The following is a 23,757-nucleotide window of genomic DNA, read 5'->3' as shown; positions in this document are numbered from 1 at the left end:
CGGATTGCTGCCGGTTCGGGGAAATGATTCTGCGGACGCCCGGGGTGTCGGCGTGTGGACAGAGCTCTCTCCCGGAGCCTCTTGTCTGAGGTCCTCCAGGGGAGTTTTCCAAAGCTAGCGGTTGGAGAGGGTCGGGCGCAACCTTCAATTCGCCCTGGGATTCGAGGAGTTGAAGAGAATCCTCGGAAGTGACGCCTCCGTTTACAGAGGTGCGACGAAGGGGGCAGAGCGGGCATATGTGGACAGAACTTCACCTCTCCGAGGCGGAGCTCCGGTCGGGGTGAGTCAAACGACAGTTGACGGTAGTCGTGATGTCAAATTACGCTGCGGGACCATCCGGTTGCATGCAGTCCGGACAGGGTCTCGATCGAGCGAGGAGCGGCGGAGCGTGGAGACAGGCGAGGAGTTCGGGCCCTGGTTGGCTCGACAGCTCAGGATCGCAGGGAAGTCGCAGGCGGAGCTGGCGAAAGAGATGGGGTTGACGCGAGCCGCGGTGTCCGCCTGGATCACTGGCCGGTCGACCCCGCGTCCCACGGTGATGACGGACATCGCCAAGGCCCTCGGCACGGACGTCGGAACCGTGCACACCCGCACCACTGACACACGGACCGGCCTGCCCGTCACCTGGTATCACCGGCCCGGATACCCGGACGGCGGCCGGGACTTCGGCAACGCGGCCGCCTTCGCCTTCGACGCCGACGTCCAGGTGCTCGCCCGCGAGACCTGCCAGAACAGCCTCGACGAGCGCCTGCGTGAGAACGGCCGACCGGTCCGTGTCCGCTACACCCTGCACGAACTGACCGGCGAGGCGTTGGACGACTTCCGCGACGCCATCCTCTGGAAGGACCTGTTCCCGCACTACTCGGCCGTGTCCGAGACCTCCGGCACTCAGAAGGTCGGCCGCGTCGTGGACGCCGGTGTGCGGGACATGTACGAGCAGGGCCGGCTGGTCCTGCTGCGGATCGACGACTACAACGCCTCGGGGCTCACCGGTGACGACTACGACGACGGCAAGTTCGCCGCAGTCGTGAGGCGTCAGCTCGAAAGCCTCAAGTCCGGCCCGGGTGCGGGTGGTTCGTACGGTCTGGGCAAGGCGACGCTGTGGGCCACCAGCGCGCTCGGTCTCGTCCTCATCAACTCCACTCTGTCCGTACCCCACGAAGGCCGCACCGAACGACGGGTCATCGGCCGTCTGGAGCTGCCCTGGCGCGAGGTCAACGGTGTCGCGTACGCCGGCCCCGCCTGGCTCGGGCGGCCTGACCCGGACACTGCGGGCGCGGCCGTCGCCCGATCCTGGTGGGCCGACGAGGCGGAGGTGGAGCGACTCCACCTGACCCGCGAGAATGACGAACCCGGAACCTCTTTCGTGGTCGTCGGCGCGCACGACGTCGCGAGTCTGGAGGCGGCGACCGCTGTCGTCGAGACCGACGCGGACGACGACGAGGGCATGGACCCGCGCAATATCGAACACATGCACGCCCGCTTGGTGGAGGCGCTCGGCCGGGACTTCTGGGCCGCCATGACGGGCGGTGGGGGAAGGCTTCCGTTGCTGGAGGTCTTCGTACGGACCATGCGCAACGGCGAAGTCGTCGTGCCCGAGGAGCAGATCGACCCCTCCGCCGAGCAGCCGGCCCGCACCCGCGCGTTGAAGGCGCACTACGAAGGCGCCACGGTGGAGAAACTCACCGAGGCCGGGCAGGTCGCGATGCGGCAGATCCCGCTCAAGCTGCCGTTGTCCGGCGGGGCGCGCGGCTCGCTCGGCACGCACCAGGGCGTCCTTCTGCTCACCGACGCGGAGGAGAAGGACCACGGAGGCAAGAACCAGGTCCACTCCCTGCGCGGAAACAGGATGACGGTCAAGAGGTCCGGTGTGCCGGGACTGTCGCTCGGAGTCAACCCCTTCCAGGCGGTACTCCTGCTCGGGGATGCTGCCGGAGAGACAGCTGCCTTCGCGCGGGAGGCCGAGGACTTTCTGCGCGCTGCGGAGCCGCCCGAGCACGACGGCTGGGGCCAGACCGACGAGCTGACCCTGAGGTGGTCGCCGGGCGCGTACCGACGGATCAGCGCGCTCACCACCGAGGTCAATCGGGCGGTCAAGGATCTCGTCGCCCGGCCCAAGCGTGGCAGTGCGGAGGGCGGAGCCGCGCTGCGGAAGGCGCTGACAGTGAAGTCGAAACCCAAGGCCAAGGTGCCGAGTGGACCCGCCGTGCCTGCGCTGGACACGTTGGAGGCGCGTATCGGGGACGCGGGGGAGTGGCGGATCACCGCCGAGGTGACCATCCCTCGTGGAGACGAGATCACTCCCATGGCTCCCATCGCCCAGCTCGACGTGCGGTCCGGCGGCCGTCCCACCCTGCGGTGGGCCGAGCTGGAGGGAATCGAGGGCTGCGAGGTCGTCGACGGCACTCTGCGTTTTGAGCCCGGTACCCGCAGAGCCACGTTCCGTGGCGCGACCGATGTCACCAGCCACCCCGTCCGGACGGTCCTCAGCCGCCTGGTCGTCGAACTCCGCACCGGCAAGGGGGAGGACGCGTGAAGGTCTACCCGTACCAGCACCTCAACCGACCGATCACCCTCCGGGTGACGGCGGTGTCGCTCAGACTCGACGACGGCACACTCGACCGGTTGGAGACCAGCGCCTACTCCACCACGGAACGAGCCGTGGCCCTCGGCCTTGCGGGCCACGACAGCTGGGTAAGTGCCCGGGTCGGCGTATCCGCGACGATGCCGCCCGGCGCCGACGCGGAGGACGCCCCCTGGTCCGATCTCCGAGTCCTCGCCGTGCTGACCGACGGCGAGACCAACGTGCGTACCTGCGTCGAGCTGGCACGTGAAACGGAGGACGGCCGGGACTGGTCCGGCGTGGTGGAGCTGCTCCGGGACGACCACACCGGGAGGGCGTCACTGTCGGCCTTCGCCGCCGGTACCGTCGCCGACGTTCCGGGACGTGTGATCACCGAGAGCCGGGACAACTGGGTCGTCGACACGCTGTCCGAAGATCCGGTCAGGGACATCCAACTCAGCGTTCAGAAGGCATCGTTCAAGAAGAGCGCGCGGGAGTGGCTGAGCGCCTACGCCGACGCGCCCTGGATCGTCGACACCTCGGCGCGCCTCCCCACGGTCTTCGTGAATACGGACGTCGAGGGGTTCCTCGGCCTGCTGGACAGCGTCGGGTCCGGCGTGGAGAGCAAGGTCAGCGATCTTCTGATCTCGCAGATGGCCACCGACGTCTGGAGTGCTGTCTTCCACAGCGCTCTCGGAGACCTGGAACTCGACGGCGGTGACCCGGTGTTCCCCACCGACTGGAAGGGCGAGGTGCTGCGGGAGATGCTGCCCGACGTGCTCCCCGGCCTGCATGTCGAGGACGCCCTGCGCGAGGTCCATCGCCGCCGCACCGGCGACTCCGGCTGGGCCGAACTGCAGACCCGTATCCACTACGCGGCAGTGCGCCGCTCCGACACCACGAAGGCCCTGAGCCACGCCATCCGTCGGCTGGAACAGATGAACCGAGAGAGCGTGACGTCGTGATCGACAAGCCGAACCACGTGCCTGACCGCCTCGGGCTGCTCGACACCGCCGCTGCCGACCCGTTCCTCACGGAGGGCCTGCTCAGGGGCGAGGAGGTGCACGGCGGGATCGATCTCGCCAAGAAGGTGGAGCAGCTTCCCGAGGACGACGCCAGGTGGTCCACCGCTCCGATCCGCGCCTTGGTCGGAGAGGCCATGGACCGATTCGCGGCTGACCGGGCCCGTGCGGACGCCTGGCTCGCTCCCCGTCTGCATGCCACGCTCCGGCTGACGCGCCGCGAGGCCGCCAACAAGCGCCTGTGGAACCACATCGCAGTGGGGGTGGCCCCCGACTACGTGGTGTGGCGGCATCTGTCGGAGCCGACCGCGAAGAGGAAGGTGAGGAGGGTCTCCGCCGAACGCTTCCGCGGTTCTCCGGATCGGCAGTGCTTCTCGCGGTTGTGGTGGGCGGCGGAACTCTTCAGGAACGGCGCCGACTACGAGCCTGCCGTGGCGGCGTGTAGCAATCAGGATCTCATCCACAGCGTTCTGAAGAAGGAGCTGATCGACCATCGTCCGACGGCCCAGGCCCTGGTCCAGCTCCTGAAGGACGGCGTCATCACCACGGGCCGGGAGGCCGACGGCCTGAGCGTCGCGATCAACGCCGCCGGAGCGACGATCGTCTACGACGTCCTGGCCCCGGACGAGCCCCGCGACCCCAAGCCGCTGCGGCGGTGGATCGCCGAGGTCGAGTCGGCACCGCCGGTCAGCCCCGACGAGTTGCCGGAAGGGCCCGACGAGGATCCCGCTCCCAAGGAGTCTGTGGCCGTCCTCGCCAAGTACTTCGAGGAGCTTTTCGAGACAGCGCCGGTGCGAGGCCGGAAGAACACCGACTGAGCATGCCGCGACACGCTCACAGGGCGTACTGCGGCATCATCTGCTCCGTCGACGCGGGCACTTCCTTTCGAGGGCTCGTCGTCGGCGGGGTCGAGCGACGCGGAGCTTTGTCGTCGGAGCGAGGGCACCTGTCGGTGCAGTCGTCGGGAGCACCGCAGCCGTGGAGCCGCCGCTTGGCCCGCTGCTCCTCGGTGGCCGCGGTCCAAGGCCTGTCCATCAGCGTGGCCGAGGGCGTCGGAAGCCCGAGGGCAGCACTCAGCAGGTGGGCGCCGAACAGCGGCGGTACGGCGTTTCCCACCTGCTGGGCCTGGGCGGTACCGGACCAGGGGTAATCGGGCGGGAAACTCTGGAGCATCCCGGTTTCGTTCATGCTGAACCGGTCGCCCTCGTAGACGATGTCCTCGTTCAGGTGCTGGAAGACGACGAAGCGGGAGATACGTCCGGTCACGGTGGTCGCCGGCTGCCGGTCGGTGCGCACACCACGGCGGCCGGGGTGGCCGGAGCTCCCGTAGTTGGAGCGCACGAGGAACGGCGTGGGGCGACCAGGATGCGAACCGGCCGGCTTGCCGAGGGCGTCACCCATCGACCTCCAGGCCCGCAGCTCGGCGGGGGCCGCCGAATCCCCGTCGAGCGTCTCCTGCCGCCCTTCCACCCGCGCTTCCTCGAGCTCCGGCACCGCGTCGTGATTCCACTTCTTGGGCTCGTATGCCCTGTGCGTGGGAGCAGGAAGGGTAGGCCGGCCCAGCCCCACGCGCCGGGCGACGAGTACTGCGCGCTTTCGCGTCTGAGGCACACCGTAGAGCTCGGTGCCCAGGACGCCGACGCTGACCTCGTACCGCGTGCCGTCGGGGAGGCCCTGCTCCCACAGCACCTTCGCGTACTGCTGCCAGAGCGCCTCGACCGCCGGAACCTGTTCCAGCACGATGACGTCGTACGGCCGGTGCGAACGGGTCGGGCTCCGGGTGGCCTGGATTGCGTACCGCAGCGGCTCCAGGACCAGGGCGGTGCGGGGGTCACTGAGATTCCCGAGTGCCTTGTCGATGTCCTGGTCCGAGTCGCCGTGCATCAGGCGGTCGATGTAGCCCTTCACCTCGTCCAGAGCTTGCCGGCCCGCCCCGCTGCCCGCCACGGAGTACGTCTGACAGGGCGGGCCGCCGGCGAGGATGTTGATCTCAGGCGGCAGCGATTCGAACTGCTCCCTGCGCACGGCGCTCACATCCGCGTGCAAGGTGTCGAGACCAGCGGCATAGCGGGTCAGACATGCACTTTTGTCCCATTCGATGCCGAGGCTCGGGATGTCGAGTGCGTGAGCGGCGACGTCGAGTCCACCCGGGCCGGCGAACAGGTCCAGAACGAAGGGGGCGTCGAGAAAGGGCTTGCAGGGCGTCGCGTCAGTGCCAAATGGTGCGTCAAGGGCGGATGTGCGAGGCGCCGTGCTGGTCATTGGCGAATTCTAGCCGGCCGCGAGGGGTGCTGGTCGCCCTTGAGCGCATCGGCCACAGCCCGGCCCAGAGCGCGCCCGACGGGCGGCGGCAGGGCGTGTCCGATCTGCCGATAGCGCGGAGTCTTGGGGCCGCTGACCGACCACGACTCGGGAAAGCCCTGGAGGGCCGCCGCCTGCTCAGGCGTGATCTTCACCATGTGGTCCCGCCCGAGCTCGGGATCCCAGACGAAGTCGGCGTCGGGCACCTCGTTGCCCAAGGTGTGACCGTTGACACCCATGGTCGCCCACTTGTTCTTGGAGCCGGTCGGGCCCAGATCGGCTCCGCCGCGGTTCTTGGAGCCGCCGACGAGAGTCGGCGCCGGCCGGTCCGCCTGTGCGGCCCAGCGGGCGGCGTCCGGCCAACCCCGGGCACTCATCGAATCCCGCAGCGCAGCGCCGACGGTCGTCGGCTCGACCACTGTGGGAAGCGGAGGGCGGAACGTGTCACCGTGGCCGCGCTCGATCGCCACGAGCACGCCCGACCTACGGTTCTGCGGGACTCCGAAGTCGACGGCGTCCACGACGAACCAGCTGAACTCGTAGCCGAGATGTGCCAGTTCGGCCCGTGCGAAGTCCCGGAAGGGCTGGTACTCGTCCGCGTGGGCAAGTCCGGGAACATTGTCGATGAGCAAGGCCCGCGGCTTGATCGCGTGCGCCAGGAAGATGGTGGCTCTCAGCAGCCGCTCCTCCTCGGCGGAATCGGGGCGACCGACCGTCGCGTTCGACTTCACGCGGGGGAGCCCAGCGGAGAGCAGATCCACGTCGTAGGACTCGGGGTGCTCGGCCGGGTCGAAGTCCAGCAAGTCACTGAGCAGCACGTTCCAGTGCGGGCGGTTGGACCTGAGGGTCTCTGCAGCGCGCTCGTCGTCGTCGAGGAGAAGGCGAGGCTCGAAACCGGCCTGTTCCAGGCCGAGCGCGAGACCACCGGCTCCCGCGCAGACATCCACGAAGGTCAGACCGCCCATGCTCCCCGTCTCCCTGCTCATGTTTCGTCGCTCCGTATCACGGCGGCCCGGATCCGCGCCGCCACGTCCTCCGGGGCCTCGTGCTCCCAGAACCGCAGCACGGTCCACCCTGCTGCCGTCAGATGCTCGGTTGTCTCACGGTCCCGCGCCATGTTCCTGTCCAGCTTCTGGCGCCACCACTCGGCGTTGGCCTTGGGCTGAGTCGCGTGCTGCGGGCAGCCGTGCCAGAAGCAGCCGTCGATCAGCACGGCGACCTTGGCTCGGGTGAACGCCACGTCGATCCGTCGCCGGGCCATCCCCGGCACCGGGTACTCGACGCGATATCGGAGCCCGGCCGCGTGCAGCAGGCGCCGCACCGCCAGCTCGGCGCCGGTGTCCTTGCTGACCTGGCGCTTCATGCGGGCGGATACGCCGGGGGAGGAGGGCGTGATCATTTGCTGGGGGGCCTCATGCCTGCCGAGCTGTTGCTGACGGGGTCGATCGTACGGAACGGTGCGGGACCAGAACCACGTATGGCGGGGTCGGACCGAGAGCGTCCAGGGCTGATCGTTCGGGACAGTCTCCGTTGGATCGAGCGCAGCGTGGCCTGACCTCCGGGGGGTTCCCGGGATGCGTTCTTGCTCGTGTCCGCGTCTGCCGAGCCCTTCCCCTGACGGGTGCTGGTGCAGCGTACGGCCTGCGATCACCCGCGCGAAGTGGTGCTTGGGAGGTACCTCCGCAGATGGCTGGGAGGTGGCCTCAGCCGGCGATGCGGGCCGTGGTGAGGCCCGCGAGGATCGCGTCCACCGTTTCCTCCGGTGTCTGGGCCGACGTGTCGAGCCACAAGCCGACTCGCGGTGTGTCACGGCGCAGGGCGGCGTCGAGGGCGGTGGGGGTCCAGGGGCCGCCGTAGCCCGTCTTGGGGCGGGACGACTCGCGGGCCGTGAGGGTTGCGGGGGGTGGGGAGAGGACCACCAGGTACAGGGGGCGGGTGGTCACCGAGTCGAGGAACGCGGTGAGGTGGTCGCCCAGCACGATGTCCTGGGCCACGACGGTCCAGCCCGAGCGGGCGTACAGGTCGGCGATCGTGGCGGTCGCCTCGTGGCGCAGGCGAAGCTGGGCCGTCGCCTCCGCACTCGGCTGGGGCAGGAACTCCTCGCGGCCGGACACGATCATGCGCCGGAAGGCGTCGCCGCGCAGGTGTACGGACCGTGGGAGGCGTTCGGCGAGGAGTTGGGCGACGGTGGACTTGCCGGCCGCCATGGCGCCCGTGATGAGGATGACTGCCGCATCGAGCTCCTGCACTGCTGACCTCCGTCGGCGTTACGTGGGGGCGACCATGCTGTCAGGGGCGTGGGACGGGCGCCGCCGGATATCGACCGCGGGGCCGGCGCCGCAGGGCGTGAGCGGATCGTTCTTGCCGTGCGGCCGTATCGGCTTCGATACGCTCGGGAGTAAGCCCAAGTGGCCGGTGGGGTACGTGTGTTGGGGCGGGGGCGGGGGCGGGGGCTATGGAGCGGATCGGGGACTACGTGGTTCTGCGGCTGCTGGGCAGCGGCGGCATGGGGTCCGTCTATCTGGCGTGCTCGCGGTCCGAGAGGCTGGTGGCCATCAAGGTCGTCCGGCCCGAGTACGCCGCCGATCCCCGGTTCCGGGAGCGCTTCCGGCAGGAGGTCGAGGCTGCTCGTAAGGTCGGCGGTTTCCATACCGCGGCGGTGGTCGACGCGGACCCGGATGCCGTGCAGCCGTGGATGGCCAGCGCGTACATCGAGGGTCCGACACTTCAGGCGGAGGTGGCGCGGCGCGAGCGGCTTTCCGAGGCGGAGTTGTGGCGGCTGACCGCGGTCCTGGCCGAGGCACTCGCGGCGATCCACCGGCACGGCCTCGTACACCGCGACCTGAAGCCCGCCAACATCGTGCTGGCCTCTGACGGGCCCCGTGTCCTGGACTTCGGGGTCGCCCGGGTCGTCGAGGAGACCCGGCTGACGACCGACGGCGTGGTGGTCGGCACCGCGGGCTTCCACTCGCCGGAGCAGGCTCTCGGGCGGCCGGTCACGGGAGCGAGCGACGTGTTCGCCCTCGGCGCGGTGCTCGTGGCGGCGTCCGGCGGCAGCGCGTTCGGGCACGGTGAGCCGACCGCGCTGATGTTCCGGGTGGTGCACGAGGAGCCCGACATCTCCACGGTGCCGCCTTCGCTGCGGTCCCTGGTCCTCGCCTGCCTCACCAAGGAGCCCTCTGGCCGCCCGAACCCGCTACAGCTACTCGATCTGTGCGCAGCGCATGCCGGGGGCGCCGCCGCACCCGGGCACGGCGCCACCGTGATGGACGACGGGCCGCCTCCTGCTCACATGGCCCCGCCTCCTCCTCGCGCGGCCCCGCCGCCGTCGAGGACGGACGGCCCGTCGCAGCGGGCGACCGAGACAGCGCCGCCGAACCCGCCCCCGGCGCTCGCGATGTACCTCGTCGACAGAAGCGTCTGGTTTCTGCAGATCCTGCGCAACGTGGCCGGGGTGGCCGGACTCATCGCCGTAGCGGTGGTGGGTGAGCCGGCCGGCCTGCCCATATGGCTGGTCGTGGTGTGTGCGGTCGTCGCCTTCCTTCTGGGCGTACGGCTCCTGGGACTGCTCGGCGCCGCCAAGGACAACCTCACCCTCAACAGTCGCGGCATCGGACTGGGCCCGCCGAACAATCTCCTGGTCATGCCTGGAACGAGATCAAGTCCCTGGAGCTGACCCGGCGCTCGGGGTGGACGGATCTGACCGTTCGCCTCAGCGTGGTGCGTCCGCTCCCGACGGGTTACCACCATCCGAGTTGGGTCCGAAGTGACCCGGCGGGCGTCCTTCACATCCGTACGCGCAGGCTTACGCCAGTGGGTGCGGCTCCTCAACTGGACGCGAGCGCCCAGGCGTTCGCGAGATGGCAGCGGATCCGGGTGACGGAGAGGCAGTGACGTAGCATCAACTGCCGTTTCTCTCTTGTCACTTACATCGGGTAGGGGTACGTACCTATGGCGGAGCGAGGGCCTGAGGAGGCCGCGCCTTCGGACGGCATACCGGCCGGAAACGGCAGACCGGCCGGAACTCGCACTGGGACCGGCACTCCGGCCGGAGCCGATGACGGCGGCCGGAATCGGCGATCGTTCGTCGACGATGTCGTGCAGAGCGTCCTGCCCGAGGCAGCCGGCGCCGACCGGCGTACGCGGAACCGGAAGATTTATCTCCGGGTGGGCTGGCTCGTGGTCAGTTCCGTCGTGTTGTTCCTCGTGACCAAAGGGGTCGACTGGGTCTTCTCGGAGCACGACGCCAAGGTCGCGAGCGAGGCCGACGACAAGGTGGACAAGGAAGGACCCGCGTTCACCGCGAGCGTCAAGGCGGACACCGAGTACACCGAGGCATCGCTCTACGACGCGCCGTTCACGGACGCGGAGAGGGCGCAGGTCGTCGGGCCGCCCAAGGATCTGCGGCCGTTCGCAGAGGCGCATCACGCCCGCGGCGTCTTCCTGTCCGACGTCTGGAACCCCTCGATGCGTTCGCCGTGGCGCGGCTACTCCCAGGCGTGGCTCGTGGACCTGATCAGCGACCGCAAGGCCGCGTTCGTCATCAACGGCATGCGCGCGAAGGGCGTGAAGTGCACCCCCGCCAAGGCCACCACCGTGGTCGTGGCCCGCGGTGAGGGCGACGGCGGATACGTGGGCATGATGTTCGACCTCACGCGTTCGACGGACGTCCCCTTGCTCACCGAGCCCACCAACGACTTCGGCAAGCCGTACTTCGCCCACAAGAAGATCGACCTCGGCAACGGGGCCTCGCCCGGCGGGCTGCGCGTGCAGGTGACGTCGGGGACGAAGGACTGCACCTGGAAGGCGTTCGAGGTCACGTACGTCGACGCGGACGGGACCCACACCCAGGACATCACCGACAACGGGAAGCCCTTCTCCGTGCACGGCATCGCCGAGCACCCCGCCCAGATGTACCAGTACAGCACCCAGGAGATTCAGGAGTGTGTACCGGCGGCGCGCGGGCAGATGGACTGCCCGCGGGGGTGATCGCCGAGCGCGGGCGGGACAGTGACTCGTACCGGACCCGCCGGCCGTCGCGTCCGGTGTAGAACGGGAGCGCAGGCGGGTCTGGCGAGGGGTGGAGGCATGGCGGCGCAGGAGCGGCGGCGGTCGCGCGGTGAGCTGATCCGGGAGCGTGCCCAGGCGCAGTTCGTGGGACGGCGGGCGCAGCTCTCGCTGTTCAGCGAGAACCTCGCCAAGGACCCGCTCTCGGAGAGTGACCCCGCGGATTTCCTGTTCTCGGTCCACGGGCTCGGCGGGGTGGGGAAGTCGACGCTGCTGCGGCAGTGGCGGGAGGCCGCGCAGCGGGCCGGGGCGCTGACCGCGGTGGTCGACGAGAACGACGTGCACGGGGTGCCGCAGGCGCTCACGGAGCTGGCGCGGCAGATGGCCCGTGAGGCCGGGGTGCTGAAGGGGTTCGACAAGGCCGTCGAGCAGTTCGAACAGCAGGCGAGGGAGCAGGCGGCGGCCGGAGAGGAGCCGGCGGGTGGGGCCGGTGGGGCCTCGCTGTCGAGCCGGGCGGTGGCCCAGGCCACGTTCGGGGCACTGTCGTTCGTCCCCGGGGCTGGGGCGGTGACCTCGATGGCGAACCCCGACACCGCGGCGCAGGGGATCGACCGGCTGCGGGAGAGCGCCCGGGCCCGCGGCCGGCGCGGGCGGGCCGCCGATGCGAGCGGGCTGTCCCGCGCGTTCGTCACGGAGCTGGACCGGCTGTGCCGGCAGCACCGCTGGGTGGTGCTGTTCTTCGACACGTGGGAGCAGACCGGGCGCCATCTGGACGCATGGGTACGGGACCTGGTGCAGGACGCCTTCGGGCCGCTGCCGGTGAACGTGATGGTGGTGCTCGCGGGGCGGGAGGAGCTCAGCGAGCGGGACTGGGCACCGCTGCGGCACCTCGTGAACGATCTGCCCCTCGAGGTGTTCACCGAGGACGAGACCCGGGCGCTGCTCGCCGCACGCGGAGTGTCCGACCCGGCCCGCGTCGAGGCGGTGTTCCAGCTGTCCCTGGGGCTTCCGCTGCTCGTGGAACTGCTGGCGCTGACCCCGCCCGAGCAGGCAGACGTCGGAGGGCCGGCGCACGGCGGGGACGCCGTCGAGGCCGTCGTGAAGCGATTCGTGCGGTGGATCAGCGACGCCGATCAGCAGAAGACGGTGCTGGCCTGCGCGCTGGCGCCACAGTTGAACGAGGACGTGTTCGCCGCGGTCGCACCCGAGGAAGGGCGGCACCTGTGGGGGTGGCTGAACGAGCAGCCGTTCGTCAGCGGCCACGGAGACTTCAAGCAGTACCACGCCGTGGTGCGGGCCGGCATGGTGCGCCAGCAGCGCGCCGAGTCGCCGCAGCGCTGGACCGCGGCGCATCTGCGGCTCGCCGAGGCGCAGGCGGGATGGCGGGCCGCGATCGAGAACCGGCTCCCGGCCGACGGGTGGTGGCAGGACGCCCGATGGCGGCGGCACCGGCTGGTCGAGGAGTACCACCGGATGTGCGCGGACCCGGTTGCCGGGCTGGAAGGCGCACTCGAACTCACGGTGCACGCGGCGGGCCGGACCGCGGCGATACTGCAGGAGTGGGTCGACACGTGGGAGCAGGCGGCCCGGGACACCGATGACCGCGACCTGCGGACCTGGGCGGCTCGCCTGCGTGCCGCCGCATCCGAACTCGCCGTGCTCGACCTGCTGTTGGTGCGCGGCGTGCTGTCGTCCGAGGCGGCCTCCTGGGCCCGCGTCCACCGCTGCCGGCAGCTCTTCCACGCCGACCGGGACGACGAGGCACTCGCAGCGCTCGACCGCGAACTGGACCGCGTGGGGGCGCCCGCCGACATCCGGCGGCACGCCTTCGCGACCCGCGGTGCCCTGCACGCCTGGCACGGGCGCACCGAACAGGGGATCGCCGACCTGACCGCCTCGCTCGACCTCGCCCCCACGTACTGGGCGCTCGCGTGGCGCGGTGAGGCCCACCGGGTCGCGGATCACGACGAGGAGGCCGTCGCGGACCTCACGGCGGCGATCGAGCTGGACCCGGCCGACGCGTGGGCGTTCACGTGCCGCAGCGATGTCCACCGGGACGCGGGCCGTCACGACGAGGCGGTCGCCGACCTGACGGCCGCACTCGAACTCATGCCGGGCGAGGCGATCCTCTACGAGGCGCGTGGCGAGGCCCACCGGGACGCGGGCCGGCTGGGCGATGCCATCGCCGACCTGACCTCCGCGATCGAACTCGCCCCCCACAACGCGGCGTACGTGATCACCCGTGGCGAGATGAACCGGCTGGCCGACCGTTACGACGACGCCGTGCGTGACCAGACCGCCGCCCTGGAGATCGACCCGGCGAATGCCCGGGCTCTGGCCGCGCGGGGTACCGTCCACCGGCAGGCGGGCCGCCTGGACGAGGCGATCACCGATCTCTCCGCCGCGCTGGCCCTCGCGCCGTCGACAGAACGGATCCTGGCCGAGCTGGGGGCCGTGCACCAGGACGCCGAGCGGTGGGACGAGGCGCTCGGGCACTTCACCGCCGCGCTGGAGCTCTCACCCCGCTACGCCTGGGCCCTGACGAGGAGAGGCCTCGTCCACCGGTCGGCAGGGCGGCTCGACGACGCGGTCGCGGACCTCACCGCCGCGCTCGACGCGAGACCCGACTACGCCTGGGCTCTGGAGGAGCGGGGCAACACTCACTGTCAGGCCCGTCGGTACGACGAGGCCGTCGCCGACTTCGACGCCGCGCACGCTCTCGCCCCCGACGACCCGGAGGTCCTGGCGGGGCGCGGCTTCGCCCACCGGATGGCCGGCCGTTACGAGGCCGCGGTGCGGGACCTCACCGCGGCCCTCGCCCTCGACGCCGACTACGCCTGGGCCCTGGTCTCGCGCGGCAACGCCCACCGGATGATGGGGAATTACGAGGACGCGGTGCGCGACCACACGGCCGCGTTGGCCCTCGACCCCGAGTCCGCCTGGGTCCTCGCCCTGCGAGGTGAGGCGCACCGGCTCGCCGGCCGTCCCGAGCGCGCGATCGTGGACTTCGACGCCTCCCTCGCGATCGACCCGAACGATTCCTGGGTCCTGGCGTCCCGTGGCCAGGCCCACCGTCTGGCCGGCAGGACCGAGGAGGCGTTCAGGGACCTGGACGCCGCCCTGGCGATGAGCCCCGAAGTGGGCTGGGTGGTCATCGAACGCGGCCGCTGGCTGCGTCAGGCGGGCCGTCACGCGTGCGCACGGGAAGTCTTCGAACGAGCGGCAGGGCTGGAGGGAGTCGAGGAGCACGAGGTGGCGTTCGAGCTGCTGCTGCTCGACACGCTGGTGCAGGGGTTCGAGGACTGCGAGACGCGGTGGAGCGCACTGCTCCGCACGCCCGTGGACGACGAGGACTCGGTCAAGGTCTTCGGCCTGTTCGGGACGCTCCTTCTCGAACCGGACCGCGCGGTCGAGGACGCTGCCGCGGCGTTCCGTGCGACAGCCCCCGACGGCGAGCTCGTCACCTATACGCTCGCGACCCTGTCCGAGCTCGCCGGCACGGACGGCCCGACCGCCCGGCGCGCGGGGCGCTGCCGCGCGATCGTCGCGGAGTGGGCCGCGGAGTGGTCCGCGGAGTGACGTCCAGGAGGCGAGCCCGCATCCGCGCCGCCGCACCGGCCGGGTCCGCCGGCCGCGCCCGGCGGACGCCGGAGGAGACCGTGTGGCCCCTCCCTCCGCGGCGGGTGGCACGCGGCCCCGAGTGAGGGCCTCGCCGGGATCAGTCGTCCATCGCCGTCGTCGCCACGTACCCCACCGGGGCCGACAGGAACAGGAAGACCCAGTCCCGGTCCTGCGCCTCCAGCTTGAAGACCTTCGCCGCCTCGCCGGCGTGCTCGGTCAGGAGGGTCCAGGCGTCGCTGAAGTCGCCGCCGAGCGGGGTGACGGCGATCAGGCTGATGCCGAGCAGCGTGCCCAGGTACGTGCCGAGCGGCGCGGCGATCGCGCAGGTCAGGGCGACCGTCTGGCTGCCCTTGCTCTGACTGCCCGCCGCCGCTCCGGTGATCCCGGCGATCAGCAGGGCGCCCCAGGTGATCAGCTCACCCTGGTCCTTGACGACGTACGCCCACGCCACGGAGAGCGCGATCGTCAGTCCGAGCACGATGAGTACACCGGTGCCCTCGGTGTCGTTCCCCGACCCGCTCATCCCGTCCCCCTCGCGATGCGCCCACGCGCCAAAGCTCGGCGCGAGTTTCATGGTGACGGTCAGTCAGCTCCTTGAACAGAGTGCGATGGTTGGTGCCGCCGGGCCGCCGGCGGCCGGATGGTGAGCGACGAGAGGGAGGCTGTGACGCATGGATCAGGCAGAGGTGCTGCTCATCGGTGGTCGCGCCGGGGTCGGGAAGACGACCGTGGGGTGGGAGGTGTCGGCGCTGCTGCGGAGGGACTCCGTGCCGCACTGTGTGATCGAGGGGGACTTCATGGCGCAGGTGCACCCCGCTCCCGAAGGGGACCCACGGCGCCGGCGGATCGCCGAGCGCAACCTCGCGGCCCTGTGGGCGAACTACGCCGAACTCGGGTACCGCCGCCTCGTCTACACCCACACCGTGAGCGTGCTCGCGGAGGGCGAGGACATGTTCCGGCGCGTGATGGGCGACGAGGTCAGGATCGTACGGGTGCTGCTCACCGCGTCGGACGAGACGGCCCGGGCACGCCTCGCGGGACGCGAGATCGGCTCCGAGCTGGAGGACGAGCTGAGGAGCAGCGCGCGCAAGGCGCGGATGCTGGACGAGGGGGCGCCGGCCGACACGGTGCGGGTGGTGACCGACGGACGGTCCGTGGGCGAGATCGCCCGGGAGGTGGTGGGCGCCGCGAAGTGGGGTGATGCGGGCGATGAGCGCGTGCAGGGCGCGGCGATGCCGATGGGGGCGGCACCGCCGCGGTGCCGGTGACGTGAGAGGGAGCCGGGCGTCAGGCCCCCGCCCCCAGGGAACCGGGCGTCAGGCCCCCGCCCCCAGGGAGCCGGGCCTCAGGCCCCCGCCCCCACCACCCCGTGACACACCCCGTACGCCGACCCCGACCCGCACCAGCACGCCGCCCCCGCCTCCGGCGGCCACGGGACGGCGCGGCCTCGGGCGGCCAGGGTGGTGGCGTACTGCGGGAGGAGGGTCGCGTCGTCGGGGGAGGAGGCCTCGGACGCGGCGAAGGCCTCGTAGGAGGGGACCGTGCCCGTGACGATGCCCAGGTTCCGGGTGCCGGACGCGGCGAGCTCCCGCAGCGCACCCTCTATCGACGCCAAGTGGGCCTCGTAGGACGGGTATTCGGAGGAGAGCGCGGGGTACGCGGCGATGAGTTCGGCGTACTCGGACGAGGGCCAGTGCAGGACCGCTACGGGGAACGGGCGGGACAGGGCTTCACGGTACGAGCCCAACTCGGCGCGCAGGCGCGCGATCTCGGCCTGGAGGTCGGCCGGATTGTCCGAGCCGAGGGCCCACAGGCGTTTGGGGTCGTGGAGTTCGTCGAGGGAGACGGAGGCGCGGTTCACGCGGTCCGCGAGCGCGTCCCACACGTCGTGGTCCGCGCCGAGCAGCCGGCGGACCCGGTGCCGGCCCAGGACCAGCGGATGCCGGGCGTACGGGACCTCGCCGGCGTCCCGCTCGGCCTCGGACACCAGCAGCGTCAGGGCCTCCGTGAACGTCTCGTGCGCCTGCTCCAGCTCGTCGTGCGACTCCAGGGACTCCGCGATGATCACCCACGGCGCCGGGTCCTGCGGCGCGGTCGCCCGCAGGCCCGTGATGATCGCGCGGGCCTCGGCCTCGTGACCGTACTCCCACAGGTTCGCGGCCTTCAGGGCGCGGACCAGGGAGCCGTTGTGCAGGTGCTCGGAGGACAGCAGGCCGTCGTAGAGGGTGGTGGCGCGCTCGCGGGACTCGGCGAGTTCGTAGTGGGCCGCGGCCTGCAACAACAGGGGCTCGGCGTCCCCGGGGTACAGGGCCGCGGTGCGTTCCAGGCGCTCGGCTTCCGCGACGTGATCGGCGTGGTCGTTCTCGGCGGGCGTGGCAGGCGTGTCGGGGCGCATGCAGAACACGGTACTGCCGTGGGCCCGGGGAGGGGCCGATCACCCGACGATGACACCTGCGACAGGCACCGGTGAGACGCCCGCGCCCCGCACGGCTCTGGTGAGTTGAGGCCGCGCCGTCTACCCTGCGCGCGTGCTGCTGCAGCGTACGGAGGACGACCGACCCCGGACCGTGGCCCAGGGGGCACCGCCCCGCCGGTCGCGGACGCGCCGCGCCCTGTGGAACGGGGCGGAGGGCGCCGTGACGCTCGGGCTCGTGCTCCTGCTGTTCGTCGCGCACCAGCTGTGGTGGACCAACCGGCAGGCGAAGGCGGGCGCCGAACGGCAGGTGCAGGCCCTGGAACGGCAGTGGGAGCGGCCCGGGAGCCCGCCGCCCGACGTCGGTGGGTCCGCGCCGCCGCCGGAGGCCGCCGAGCCGCCCGCGCAGGACGACGACCCCGCCGCGGACAGCACCCCGCGCACCGGCACCGGGACCGGCGGCGGCACCCGCACCACCCGCCAGGCTCCCCGCTGGGACCAGGCCTACGCCGTCCTCGGCATCCCGCGCCTCGGCCTGCGCGTGCCCGTCGCGCAGGGCGTCGGCAAGGCCAGCGTGCTCAACCACGGCTACGTCGGCCACTACCCGGGCACCGCCCAGCCCGGCCAGGCCGGGAACTTCGCGCTCGCCGGGCACCGCAACACCCACGGCGAACCGTTCCGCTACATCAACCGGCTGCGCCGCGGCGACACCCTCACCGTCGAGACGAAGCAGGCCACCTACACGTACGTCGTCGACAAGGGCCTCGCGCAGACCTCGGCCCGCGACGGCGGCGTCATCGCACCGGTGCCCCGCAGCCGGGTCGTGCGCGGCGCCGGGTACGCGCAGCCCGGGTACTACATCACGCTCACCACCTGCACCCCCGAGTTCACCTCCCGGTACCGGCTCGTGGTGTGGGGCACGCTCCGGTCCATGCGGCCGCGCTGAATCACCACTGAGTAAGGTCGTCGTCCGTGATCAAGCGACGGCCCCACCTGCTCTGGCTCCTCGTGCCCTTCGTGCTGTACGCCGGGGCGCTCCCGTTCGCGAACCGGGTCGAGCCGGTCCTGCTCGGGGTGCCCTTCCTCTTCGTCTGGCTGTTCGCGGCGACGCTGCTCACGCCCGTCGCCGTCTGGCTGACCTGGCGCGGGGACCAGCGGCTGCGTACGGAAGCGGGAGCGGAAGCCGAAGGGGGCCGGCGATGAGTGACGCGGCCGTGGCCACCACCCTGTTCGGCGCCTTCATGGTCGCCACCGTCGCCCTCGGACTGCTCGCCGTACGCGGCAAGGGGCGCGGCGGCGGGCTCACCGAGTGGTCCGTCGGCGGCCGCAGTCTCGGGGCCGTCTTCATCTGGGTCCTCATGGCCGGCGAGGGCTACACCAGCTTCAGCTACCTCGGCGCCGCAGGCTGGGGCTACAACTTCGGCGCGCCCGTCCTCTACGTCGTCGCCTACATGTCCTGCGGCTACGCCGTCGGCTACGTCGTCGGACCGATGCTGTGGTCGTACGCCCGCACGCACGGCCTGGTCAGCATCACCGACATGATCGCCCACCGCTACGGGCGGCCCTGGCTCGGCGCCGCCGTCGCGATCCTCGTCACCGTCTTCCTGCTCCCGTACATCCAGCTGCAGATCACCGGCATGGGCGTCGTCGTCTCGACGATCTCCTACGGCGCCGTCAGCCTGAACTGGGCCTACTTCGTCGGCTTCGCCGTCACCACCGCGTTCGTCGTCGTCAGCGGGCTGCGCGGCAGCGCCTGGGTGTCCGTCCTCAAAGACCTCCTCGTCATCGTCACGCTCGCCTTCCTCGCCGTGTACGTGCCGCTGCACTACTTCGACGGCTACGGGGACTTCCTCGGGCGGCTCGTCGACGAGAAGAGCGCGTGGCTGACGCTGCCGGGCGCCGGGGGCAGCCCGTACGGGCAGGCCTGGTTCGCGACCACGACCGTCCTCAACGCGCTGACCGTCGTCATCTTCCCGACCACCGTCGCCGGATACCTCGGCGCGCGGAACGCGGACGCGCTGCGCCGCAACGCGATCTGGCTGCCCGCCTACAACGTCCTGCTCTTCGTGCCGATGCTGCTCGGCATGGCCGCGCTGTTCGTCGTGCCCGGACTGACCGGCGCCGAGTCGAACCTCGCCCTGTTCAAGCTCGTCGTCGACTCGCTGCCCGCCTGGGCCGTCGGCGTCATCGGGGTCGCCGCCGCACTCTCCTCGATCGTGCCGATGGCCGTGTTCATGCTGGTCATCGGCACGATGTGGGGCAGCAGCGTGCTCTCGCTCGTGCCCCGGTGGCGGGACTCGTCCCGGGCTCAGAAGACCGGCTCGCAGATCGTGGTCGTCATCGCCGGCGGCCTCGCCCTGATCCTCACCTACGCCGCGCCCAACACCCTCGTCCGGCTCTCCCTCATCTCCTACGAGGGCATGGCGCAGCTCGTCCCGATGCTGCTCGTGGGGCTGTTGTGGCGGCGGCTGAGCTTCGCCGCGGCGGTCGGCGGGCTCGCGGTCGGCGTCGGCGTCGTGTGCGGGCTCGTCTTCGGCGAGCACGACCCCGTGCTCGGGGTGAACGCCGGCATCGTCGCCCTCGCCGCGAACCTCGCCGTCACCCTCCTGATCACCTACGTGTTTCCGGCGGACCGCGACCCCCGGCCGGACCACGAGCTGCTCGCCCGGGACCCGATCGACCCGTCGCCGCACGACCGGCTGCCTGTATAACTGACGGAGCGGGAACAGGACCCGCAGCAGGGATTTCGCAGCCGACAGGGAACGGAGGGGAGCGCATGGACAGGAAGAACACCTGGGGCGCCGCCCTGCGCCCCGTCGCGCTCCTGCTGTTCCTGCTCGTCGAGGCTGTCGTCGTCGACACCGGCAGTCTCGCCGGGGCCGTCGCCCTCGCCGCGACCGCCGCCGTGGGCTCCGCGCTCACCGTCTGCTCCGTGCTCGCCGCGCGCAGCGCGCCCGCCGTGCCGCGCACCCGCGTCCGTACGGCCATCCGCGACCGGGAGCAGCGCACCGCGTTCCTGCCCCAGCGCGATCCCGACGCCCGGGGCCGCACCCGGCCCCGAGCACCCGGACGTCTCGTCCCGACGGCCTGCTGACCCGGCCCGGTCCGGTCCTTTCGACCCGCCGACCGGCCCTCGCCTCCGCAGTCCGTCACGCCGCGCAGTTCGTTTCCTGATCCCGGCACGACGAGACCCCCGGAGGGCTCACCACTCATGTCGTCAATCCTGGCGTCGTTCATGTCCGTCTTCGCGAGCCTGGTCGCCGGCCTGGCCGATGTGCTCGACCCGCTGTTCCACGGCGCCGCCACGGCCGCCGCCATCGTCCTGTTCACCGCGCTCGTCCGCCTCCTCGTCCACCCGCTGTCCCGGGCCGGGGCGCGCGGGCAGCGGGAACGCCTGAAGCTGCAGCCGCGCATCGCCGAGCTGCGCAAGAAGCACAAGAAGAACCCCGAGGCGCTGCAGAAGGCGATCATGGAGCTGCACCGGGAGGAGAAGGTCTCACCGCTGTCCGGGTGCCTGCCGATGCTGTTCCAGATGCCGGCGTTCTTCCTGCTCTACCACCTGTTCTCCAGCCGCAGCATCGGCGGCGACCCCAACGAACTCCTCGGGCACACCCTGGGCGGCGCCCCGCTCGGCGGCCGGTTCGCGGACGCGCTCGGGCACGGCGGGCTGCTGGGCGAGCAGGGGCTCGTGTACGTGGCGCTGTTCGCGCTCGTCGCGACCGTGGCCACGTTCAACTACCGGCGGACCAAGCGGCAGATGGCGCTCTCGGCGCGGCCCGAGGCCACCGGCGACGGCAGCGGTCAGCAGGTGCCGGGCATGGCGGCGATGAACCGGTTCATGCCGCTGATGTCCTTCATGACCCTTTTCTCCGTGGCCTTCGTGCCGCTGGCCGCCGCGCTCTACATCGTGACGTCCACGACCTGGAGCGCCGTCGAGCGGGCCTTCCTCTACCGGGACATGCCGTATGGGGCCGGGGCCGCGGCGCCCGCGCTGTAGCGGGTCCGGGGGCGGGGTCGCACCGGGGGCGGGTCCAGTCCGTGAACGGGGTCTTGCGGACTGGACTTGGAGCTTGGAGGATCGACCAGACCTCCGATGGCTTGACGCCGCACCTGGCCTTCGGGGCTCCTCCTAGATCAGAGGGAGTTACACCATGAAGCTGCTGCGAGTCGGTCCCGCCGGAGCCGAGCGCCCCGCGCTCCTCGACGACGGGGGCACCCTGCGCGACCTGTCGGGCCTCGTGCCCGACGTCGACGGGGCGCTGCTCGCGGACGACGCCGCGCTCGACCGGATCCGCGCCGCCGCGGCCTCCGGCGAGCTGCCCGCGCTCGACGCCGCCGGACTGCGGATCGGGGCCCCGGTCGGCCGGATCGGCAAGGTCGTGTGCATCGGCCTGAACTACCACGACCACGCCGCCGAGACCGGCGCCGAGCCGCCCGCCGAGCCCGTCGTCTTCTTCAAGGCGGCGGACACGGTGGTCGGGCCGCACGACACGGTGCTCGTGCCGCGCGGTTCGCAGAAGACCGACTGGGAGGTGGAGCTGGCCGTGGTCATCGGACGTACGGCCCGCTACGTCGAGTCCCACGAGGCCGCGCTCGCCTGTGTCGCGGGGTACGCGGTCGCCCACGACGTGTCCGAGCGCGAGTTCCAGATCGAGCGCGGCGGCACGTGGGACAAGGGCAAGAACTGCGAGACGTTCAACCCGCTGGGCCCCTGGCTCGTCACCGCCGACGAGGTCGCCGACCCGCAGGCGCTCGGCCTCCGGCTCTGGGTGAACGGCGAGCTCAAGCAGAACGGCAGCACGGCCGACCAGATCTTCTCGGTCGCCGAGGTCGTGCGGTACGTCAGCCAGTTCATGACGCTGTACCCCGGCGACGTCATCAACACCGGGACGCCGGCCGGCGTGGCCATGGGGCAGCCCGAGCCCAAGCCGTACCTTCGGGCCGGGGACGTTGTGGAGCTGGAGATCGACGGGCTCGGGCGCCAGCGGCAGGAGCTGAAGCCGGCGTAGCGCTCCGCCGGGGGGCGGGTGGGCCTGGGGGCGCCGTCTCCGGGCGCGCCCGGGCTTTGCCGGAGCTTGGCCCCGGGCCGCCGTATCCCTGACCCGGGACCCGGCCGTTCCCGCCGTAGGGGCTTCACTCGTGGCCGGGTGCCGCTCCGTCGTGGTTGCTCGCGCCGTTCCCCGCGCCCCTGGGGGCACACTTCGTGCGCCCCCAGGGGCGGCTTGGTGGAGCGCCGGTCACGCCAGGAAAGTGGCCAGGGCTTCTGTCACCAAAGCGTGGTCTTCCCGTTGGGGGAGGCCTGAGACTGTGGCGACGCCGATGACGCCTGCGTCGCGTACCCGGAGGGGGAAGGCGCCGCCGTGGGCCGCGTACACATCGGGGTCGAGGCGGGAGGACGCCTCGAACGTCGTGCCCTTGGCGCGGAACCGGCTCCCCACCAGGTACGACGAGGCGTGATAGCGCTCGACGACCCGGCGTTTCCGGGCGATCCACGCGTCGTTGTCGGGTGTCGAGCCGGGCAGCGCCGCGTGGAACACCTGCTGCCCGCCCCGGGTGATGTCGATCGCGACCGGCGCCTGCCGCCCGCGCGCCAGCTCCACCAGCAGCGTGCCGAGCCGCCACGCGTCCTCGTAGGAGAACGAGTCGAGGATCAGGGTGCGCTCCTGTTCCTCCAGTTCCGGTACCGAAGGGGTCTCGTGCGCGGTCACAGGGTCACCACCGATCCGTCGCGGGCGGAGCGTCGCGCCGCCTCCAGGACGTCGAGCGCGGCGGCGGCCTGCGTGGCCGGCACCGGGTTCGGGGTGCCGTCGCGCAGGGCTGCGGCGACGGCGGCGTAGTAGGCCGGGTAGTCGCCGTCGGCCGTCGGGACCGGGGTGCCGCCGCCGGTCAGCGGGGACTCGCCGGCACCGACGCGGCCCCACATCGTCTCGGGCTCCACACCCCACGGCTTCCCCGCGCGAGGCCGCTCACCCTCGCGCAGCGCCGCCTCCTGCGGATCCAGGCCGTACTTCACATAGCCCGCCTGGGAGCCGAGGACGCGGAAGCGCGGGCCGAGCTGGGCGGTGGTCGCGGAGACGTAGAGGTGCGAGCGGACCCCGTTCGCGTGCGTGATCGCGAGGAACGTGTCGTCGTCCGCCTCCGCGCCCGCGCGGCGCACGTCTGACTCCGCGTACACGGAGACGGCCGGGCCGAACAGGACCAGGGCCTGGTCGACGACGTGGCTGCCGAGGTCGTAGAGGAGACCGCCGATCTCCTCCGGGTTCCCCGACTCGCGCCAGCCGCCCTTGGGGCGCGGGCGCCAGCGCTCGAAGCGGGACTCGAAACGCCACACGTCACCGAGCGTGCCGTCGGCGAGGAGCCGCTGGAGCGTGCGGAAGTCGTTGTCCCAGCGGCGGTTCTGGAAGACGGAGAGGAACAGGCCCTTCTCGTCCGCGAGGGCGGCGAGCGCCCGTGCCTCGGCCGCCGTGCCCGCGATCGGCTTGTCCACGACGACCGGCAGGCCCGCCTCCAGGGCGGCGGTGGCGAGCGGTACGTGCGTCTTGTTCGGCGACGCGAGGACGATCAGGTCGAGCTCGCCGGCCCGCGCCCACAGCTCCTCGGGACGCTCGGCGAACCGCAGCGCGGCGCCGTGCTCGGCGCGGGCCTGCTCCTGCCGCTCGGGGTTCGAGGTGACGACCGTGTCGAGGGCGAGGCCCTCGGTCGCGGCGATCAGCGGGGCGTGGAAGACGGAACCCGCCAGGCCGTACCCGACGAGCCCCACGCGGAGCGGCCCGCTTCCACCATTCATGCCAGTCGTACCAGTCGTGCCAGTCATGCTTCCACTTAAGCAA

The 23,757-nt window shown here is 71.4% G+C and carries 21 protein-coding genes; 13 read left to right on the top strand and 8 right to left on the bottom strand.

Going from position 1 to position 23,757, the window contains the following annotated elements:
- The first annotated feature begins 388 nt into the window (after positions 1-388).
- The 3 genes from ACZ4E1_RS26350 to ACZ4E1_RS26340 are packed head-to-tail and all read left to right on the top strand — an operon-like array spanning position 389 to position 4,403.
- Positions 389-2,536 carry a helix-turn-helix transcriptional regulator gene (locus ACZ4E1_RS26350; RefSeq protein WP_467543433.1) on the top strand — a complete coding sequence of 716 codons (2,148 nt, stop codon included), beginning with the start codon at positions 389-391 and terminating at the stop codon, positions 2,534-2,536.
- Complete coding sequence (locus tag ACZ4E1_RS26345) at positions 2,533-3,528, top strand: hypothetical protein (RefSeq protein ID WP_467543429.1); 996 nt, start codon at positions 2,533-2,535, stop codon at positions 3,526-3,528. The genes ACZ4E1_RS26350 and ACZ4E1_RS26345 overlap by 4 nt, the downstream gene beginning before the upstream one ends.
- The gene (locus ACZ4E1_RS26340) at positions 3,525-4,403 is read left to right on the top strand and encodes a DUF6339 family protein (RefSeq protein ID WP_467543426.1); all 879 of its coding nucleotides are present in this window, start codon (positions 3,525-3,527) and stop codon (positions 4,401-4,403) included. The genes ACZ4E1_RS26345 and ACZ4E1_RS26340 overlap by 4 nt, the downstream gene beginning before the upstream one ends.
- 16 nt (positions 4,404-4,419) lie before the next feature.
- Here the strand turns inward: ACZ4E1_RS26340 and ACZ4E1_RS26335 are convergent, their stop codons facing one another.
- The 4 genes from ACZ4E1_RS26335 to ACZ4E1_RS26320 form a co-directional block, all read right to left on the bottom strand.
- Positions 4,420-5,847, bottom strand: a complete 1,428-nt coding sequence (locus ACZ4E1_RS26335) for a DNA cytosine methyltransferase (RefSeq protein WP_467543422.1) — start codon at positions 5,845-5,847, stop codon at positions 4,420-4,422.
- Entirely contained in the window at positions 5,844-6,851 is a 1,008-nt protein-coding gene (locus ACZ4E1_RS26330) for a DNA cytosine methyltransferase (RefSeq protein ID WP_467543861.1), read from the bottom strand. Before ACZ4E1_RS26330 ends, ACZ4E1_RS26335 begins: the two co-directional genes overlap by 4 nt.
- A 17-nt stretch (positions 6,852-6,868) precedes the next feature.
- Complete coding sequence (locus ACZ4E1_RS26325) at positions 6,869-7,249, bottom strand: very short patch repair endonuclease (RefSeq protein WP_467543858.1); 381 nt, start codon at positions 7,247-7,249, stop codon at positions 6,869-6,871.
- Between the two features lie 340 nt (positions 7,250-7,589).
- Positions 7,590-8,135, bottom strand: a complete 546-nt coding sequence (locus ACZ4E1_RS26320) for an AAA family ATPase (protein WP_467543418.1) — start codon at positions 8,133-8,135, stop codon at positions 7,590-7,592.
- Between the two features lie 206 nt (positions 8,136-8,341).
- Between ACZ4E1_RS26320 and ACZ4E1_RS26315 the strand changes: the two genes are divergently transcribed.
- The 3 genes from ACZ4E1_RS26315 to ACZ4E1_RS26305 all read left to right on the top strand — a co-directional run bounded on the left by ACZ4E1_RS26315 (position 8,342) and on the right by ACZ4E1_RS26305 (position 14,472).
- Positions 8,342-9,562: a serine/threonine-protein kinase gene (locus tag ACZ4E1_RS26315; RefSeq protein WP_467543414.1), complete on the top strand. Its 1,221-nt coding sequence runs from the start codon at positions 8,342-8,344 to the stop codon at positions 9,560-9,562.
- A 518-nt stretch (positions 9,563-10,080) separates the two neighbouring features.
- A complete protein-coding gene (locus tag ACZ4E1_RS26310; RefSeq protein ID WP_467543411.1) occupies positions 10,081-10,875 on the top strand; it encodes a hypothetical protein in 795 nt (264 codons plus the stop codon).
- A gap of 99 nt (positions 10,876-10,974) precedes the next feature.
- Positions 10,975-14,472 (top strand): tetratricopeptide repeat protein, encoded by a 3,498-nt coding sequence (locus ACZ4E1_RS26305; protein WP_467543407.1) that lies wholly within the window; start codon positions 10,975-10,977, stop codon positions 14,470-14,472.
- 139 nt (positions 14,473-14,611) lie between these two features.
- Here ACZ4E1_RS26305 and ACZ4E1_RS26300 read toward each other — a convergent pair whose 3' ends face one another.
- Positions 14,612-15,037, bottom strand: coding sequence for a hypothetical protein (locus tag ACZ4E1_RS26300; protein WP_467543403.1), 426 nt, complete (start codon positions 15,035-15,037; stop codon positions 14,612-14,614).
- 148 nt (positions 15,038-15,185) lie between these two features.
- On the opposite strand from ACZ4E1_RS26300, the gene ACZ4E1_RS26295 reads away from it, so the two are divergent.
- Complete coding sequence (locus ACZ4E1_RS26295) at positions 15,186-15,782, top strand: DEAD/DEAH box helicase family protein (RefSeq protein WP_467543400.1); 597 nt, start codon at positions 15,186-15,188, stop codon at positions 15,780-15,782.
- A 77-nt stretch (positions 15,783-15,859) separates the two neighbouring features.
- Here ACZ4E1_RS26295 and ACZ4E1_RS26290 read toward each other — a convergent pair whose 3' ends face one another.
- Entirely contained in the window at positions 15,860-16,909 is a 1,050-nt protein-coding gene (locus ACZ4E1_RS26290) for an SEC-C domain-containing protein (protein WP_467543397.1), read from the bottom strand.
- Positions 16,910-17,048: 139 nt separating this feature from the next.
- On the opposite strand from ACZ4E1_RS26290, the gene ACZ4E1_RS26285 reads away from it, so the two are divergent.
- From ACZ4E1_RS26285 to ACZ4E1_RS26260, 6 genes are all read left to right on the top strand, one after another.
- On the top strand, positions 17,049-17,873 hold the full coding sequence (locus ACZ4E1_RS26285; protein ID WP_467543856.1) for a class E sortase: 825 nt from the start codon (positions 17,049-17,051) through the stop codon (positions 17,871-17,873).
- Between the two features lie 26 nt (positions 17,874-17,899).
- Positions 17,900-18,130: a DUF3311 domain-containing protein gene (locus ACZ4E1_RS26280; RefSeq protein ID WP_467543394.1), complete on the top strand. Its 231-nt coding sequence runs from the start codon at positions 17,900-17,902 to the stop codon at positions 18,128-18,130.
- Positions 18,127-19,638, top strand: coding sequence for a sodium:solute symporter family protein (locus tag ACZ4E1_RS26275; protein ID WP_467543390.1), 1,512 nt, complete (start codon positions 18,127-18,129; stop codon positions 19,636-19,638). Before ACZ4E1_RS26280 ends, ACZ4E1_RS26275 begins: the two co-directional genes overlap by 4 nt.
- Positions 19,639-19,703: 65 nt before the next feature.
- The gene (locus ACZ4E1_RS26270; RefSeq protein ID WP_467543387.1) at positions 19,704-20,021 is read left to right on the top strand and encodes a DUF6412 domain-containing protein; all 318 of its coding nucleotides are present in this window, start codon (positions 19,704-19,706) and stop codon (positions 20,019-20,021) included.
- A gap of 129 nt (positions 20,022-20,150) precedes the next feature.
- Positions 20,151-20,924, top strand: a complete 774-nt coding sequence (locus ACZ4E1_RS26265) for a YidC/Oxa1 family membrane protein insertase (protein WP_467543854.1) — start codon at positions 20,151-20,153, stop codon at positions 20,922-20,924.
- 154 nt (positions 20,925-21,078) lie between these two features.
- Positions 21,079-21,936: a fumarylacetoacetate hydrolase family protein gene (locus ACZ4E1_RS26260; protein ID WP_467543384.1), complete on the top strand. Its 858-nt coding sequence runs from the start codon at positions 21,079-21,081 to the stop codon at positions 21,934-21,936.
- 228 nt (positions 21,937-22,164) lie between these two features.
- Here the strand turns inward: ACZ4E1_RS26260 and ACZ4E1_RS26255 are convergent, their stop codons facing one another.
- Both ACZ4E1_RS26255 and ACZ4E1_RS26250 read right to left on the bottom strand, forming a co-directional pair.
- Positions 22,165-22,635, bottom strand: coding sequence for a heme-degrading domain-containing protein (locus ACZ4E1_RS26255; RefSeq protein WP_467543382.1), 471 nt, complete (start codon positions 22,633-22,635; stop codon positions 22,165-22,167).
- A complete protein-coding gene (locus ACZ4E1_RS26250) occupies positions 22,632-23,741 on the bottom strand; it encodes a Gfo/Idh/MocA family oxidoreductase (protein ID WP_467543380.1) in 1,110 nt (369 codons plus the stop codon). Before ACZ4E1_RS26250 ends, ACZ4E1_RS26255 begins: the two co-directional genes overlap by 4 nt.
- Positions 23,742-23,757: the final 16 nt, after the last annotated feature.

This window comes from Streptomyces sp. NPDC025806 (genome assembly GCF_055558275.1).
This window is presented reverse-complemented; position numbering and strand designations above follow the sequence as displayed.

Excerpts from the sequence above, each read along its gene's own strand:
- ACZ4E1_RS26335 (WP_467543422.1), bottom strand. The coding sequence starts at position 5,847 with ATGACCAGCACGGCGCCTCGCACATCCGCCCTTGACGCACCATTTGGC.
- ACZ4E1_RS26330 (WP_467543861.1), bottom strand. The coding sequence starts at position 6,851 with ATGGGCGGTCTGACCTTCGTGGATGTCTGCGCGGGAGCCGGTGGTCTC.
- ACZ4E1_RS26325 (WP_467543858.1), bottom strand. The coding sequence starts at position 7,249 with ATGAAGCGCCAGGTCAGCAAGGACACCGGCGCCGAGCTGGCGGTGCGG.
- ACZ4E1_RS26315 (WP_467543414.1), top strand. The coding sequence starts at position 8,342 with ATGGAGCGGATCGGGGACTACGTGGTTCTGCGGCTGCTGGGCAGCGGC.
- ACZ4E1_RS26305 (WP_467543407.1), top strand. The coding sequence starts at position 10,975 with ATGGCGGCGCAGGAGCGGCGGCGGTCGCGCGGTGAGCTGATCCGGGAG.
- ACZ4E1_RS26300 (WP_467543403.1), bottom strand. The coding sequence starts at position 15,037 with ATGAGCGGGTCGGGGAACGACACCGAGGGCACCGGTGTACTCATCGTG.
- ACZ4E1_RS26295 (WP_467543400.1), top strand. The coding sequence starts at position 15,186 with ATGGATCAGGCAGAGGTGCTGCTCATCGGTGGTCGCGCCGGGGTCGGG.
- ACZ4E1_RS26290 (WP_467543397.1), bottom strand. The coding sequence starts at position 16,909 with ATGCGCCCCGACACGCCTGCCACGCCCGCCGAGAACGACCACGCCGAT.
- ACZ4E1_RS26275 (WP_467543390.1), top strand. The coding sequence starts at position 18,127 with ATGAGTGACGCGGCCGTGGCCACCACCCTGTTCGGCGCCTTCATGGTC.
- ACZ4E1_RS26270 (WP_467543387.1), top strand. The coding sequence starts at position 19,704 with ATGGACAGGAAGAACACCTGGGGCGCCGCCCTGCGCCCCGTCGCGCTC.
- ACZ4E1_RS26260 (WP_467543384.1), top strand. The coding sequence starts at position 21,079 with ATGAAGCTGCTGCGAGTCGGTCCCGCCGGAGCCGAGCGCCCCGCGCTC.
- ACZ4E1_RS26250 (WP_467543380.1), bottom strand. The coding sequence starts at position 23,741 with ATGACTGGCACGACTGGTACGACTGGCATGAATGGTGGAAGCGGGCCG.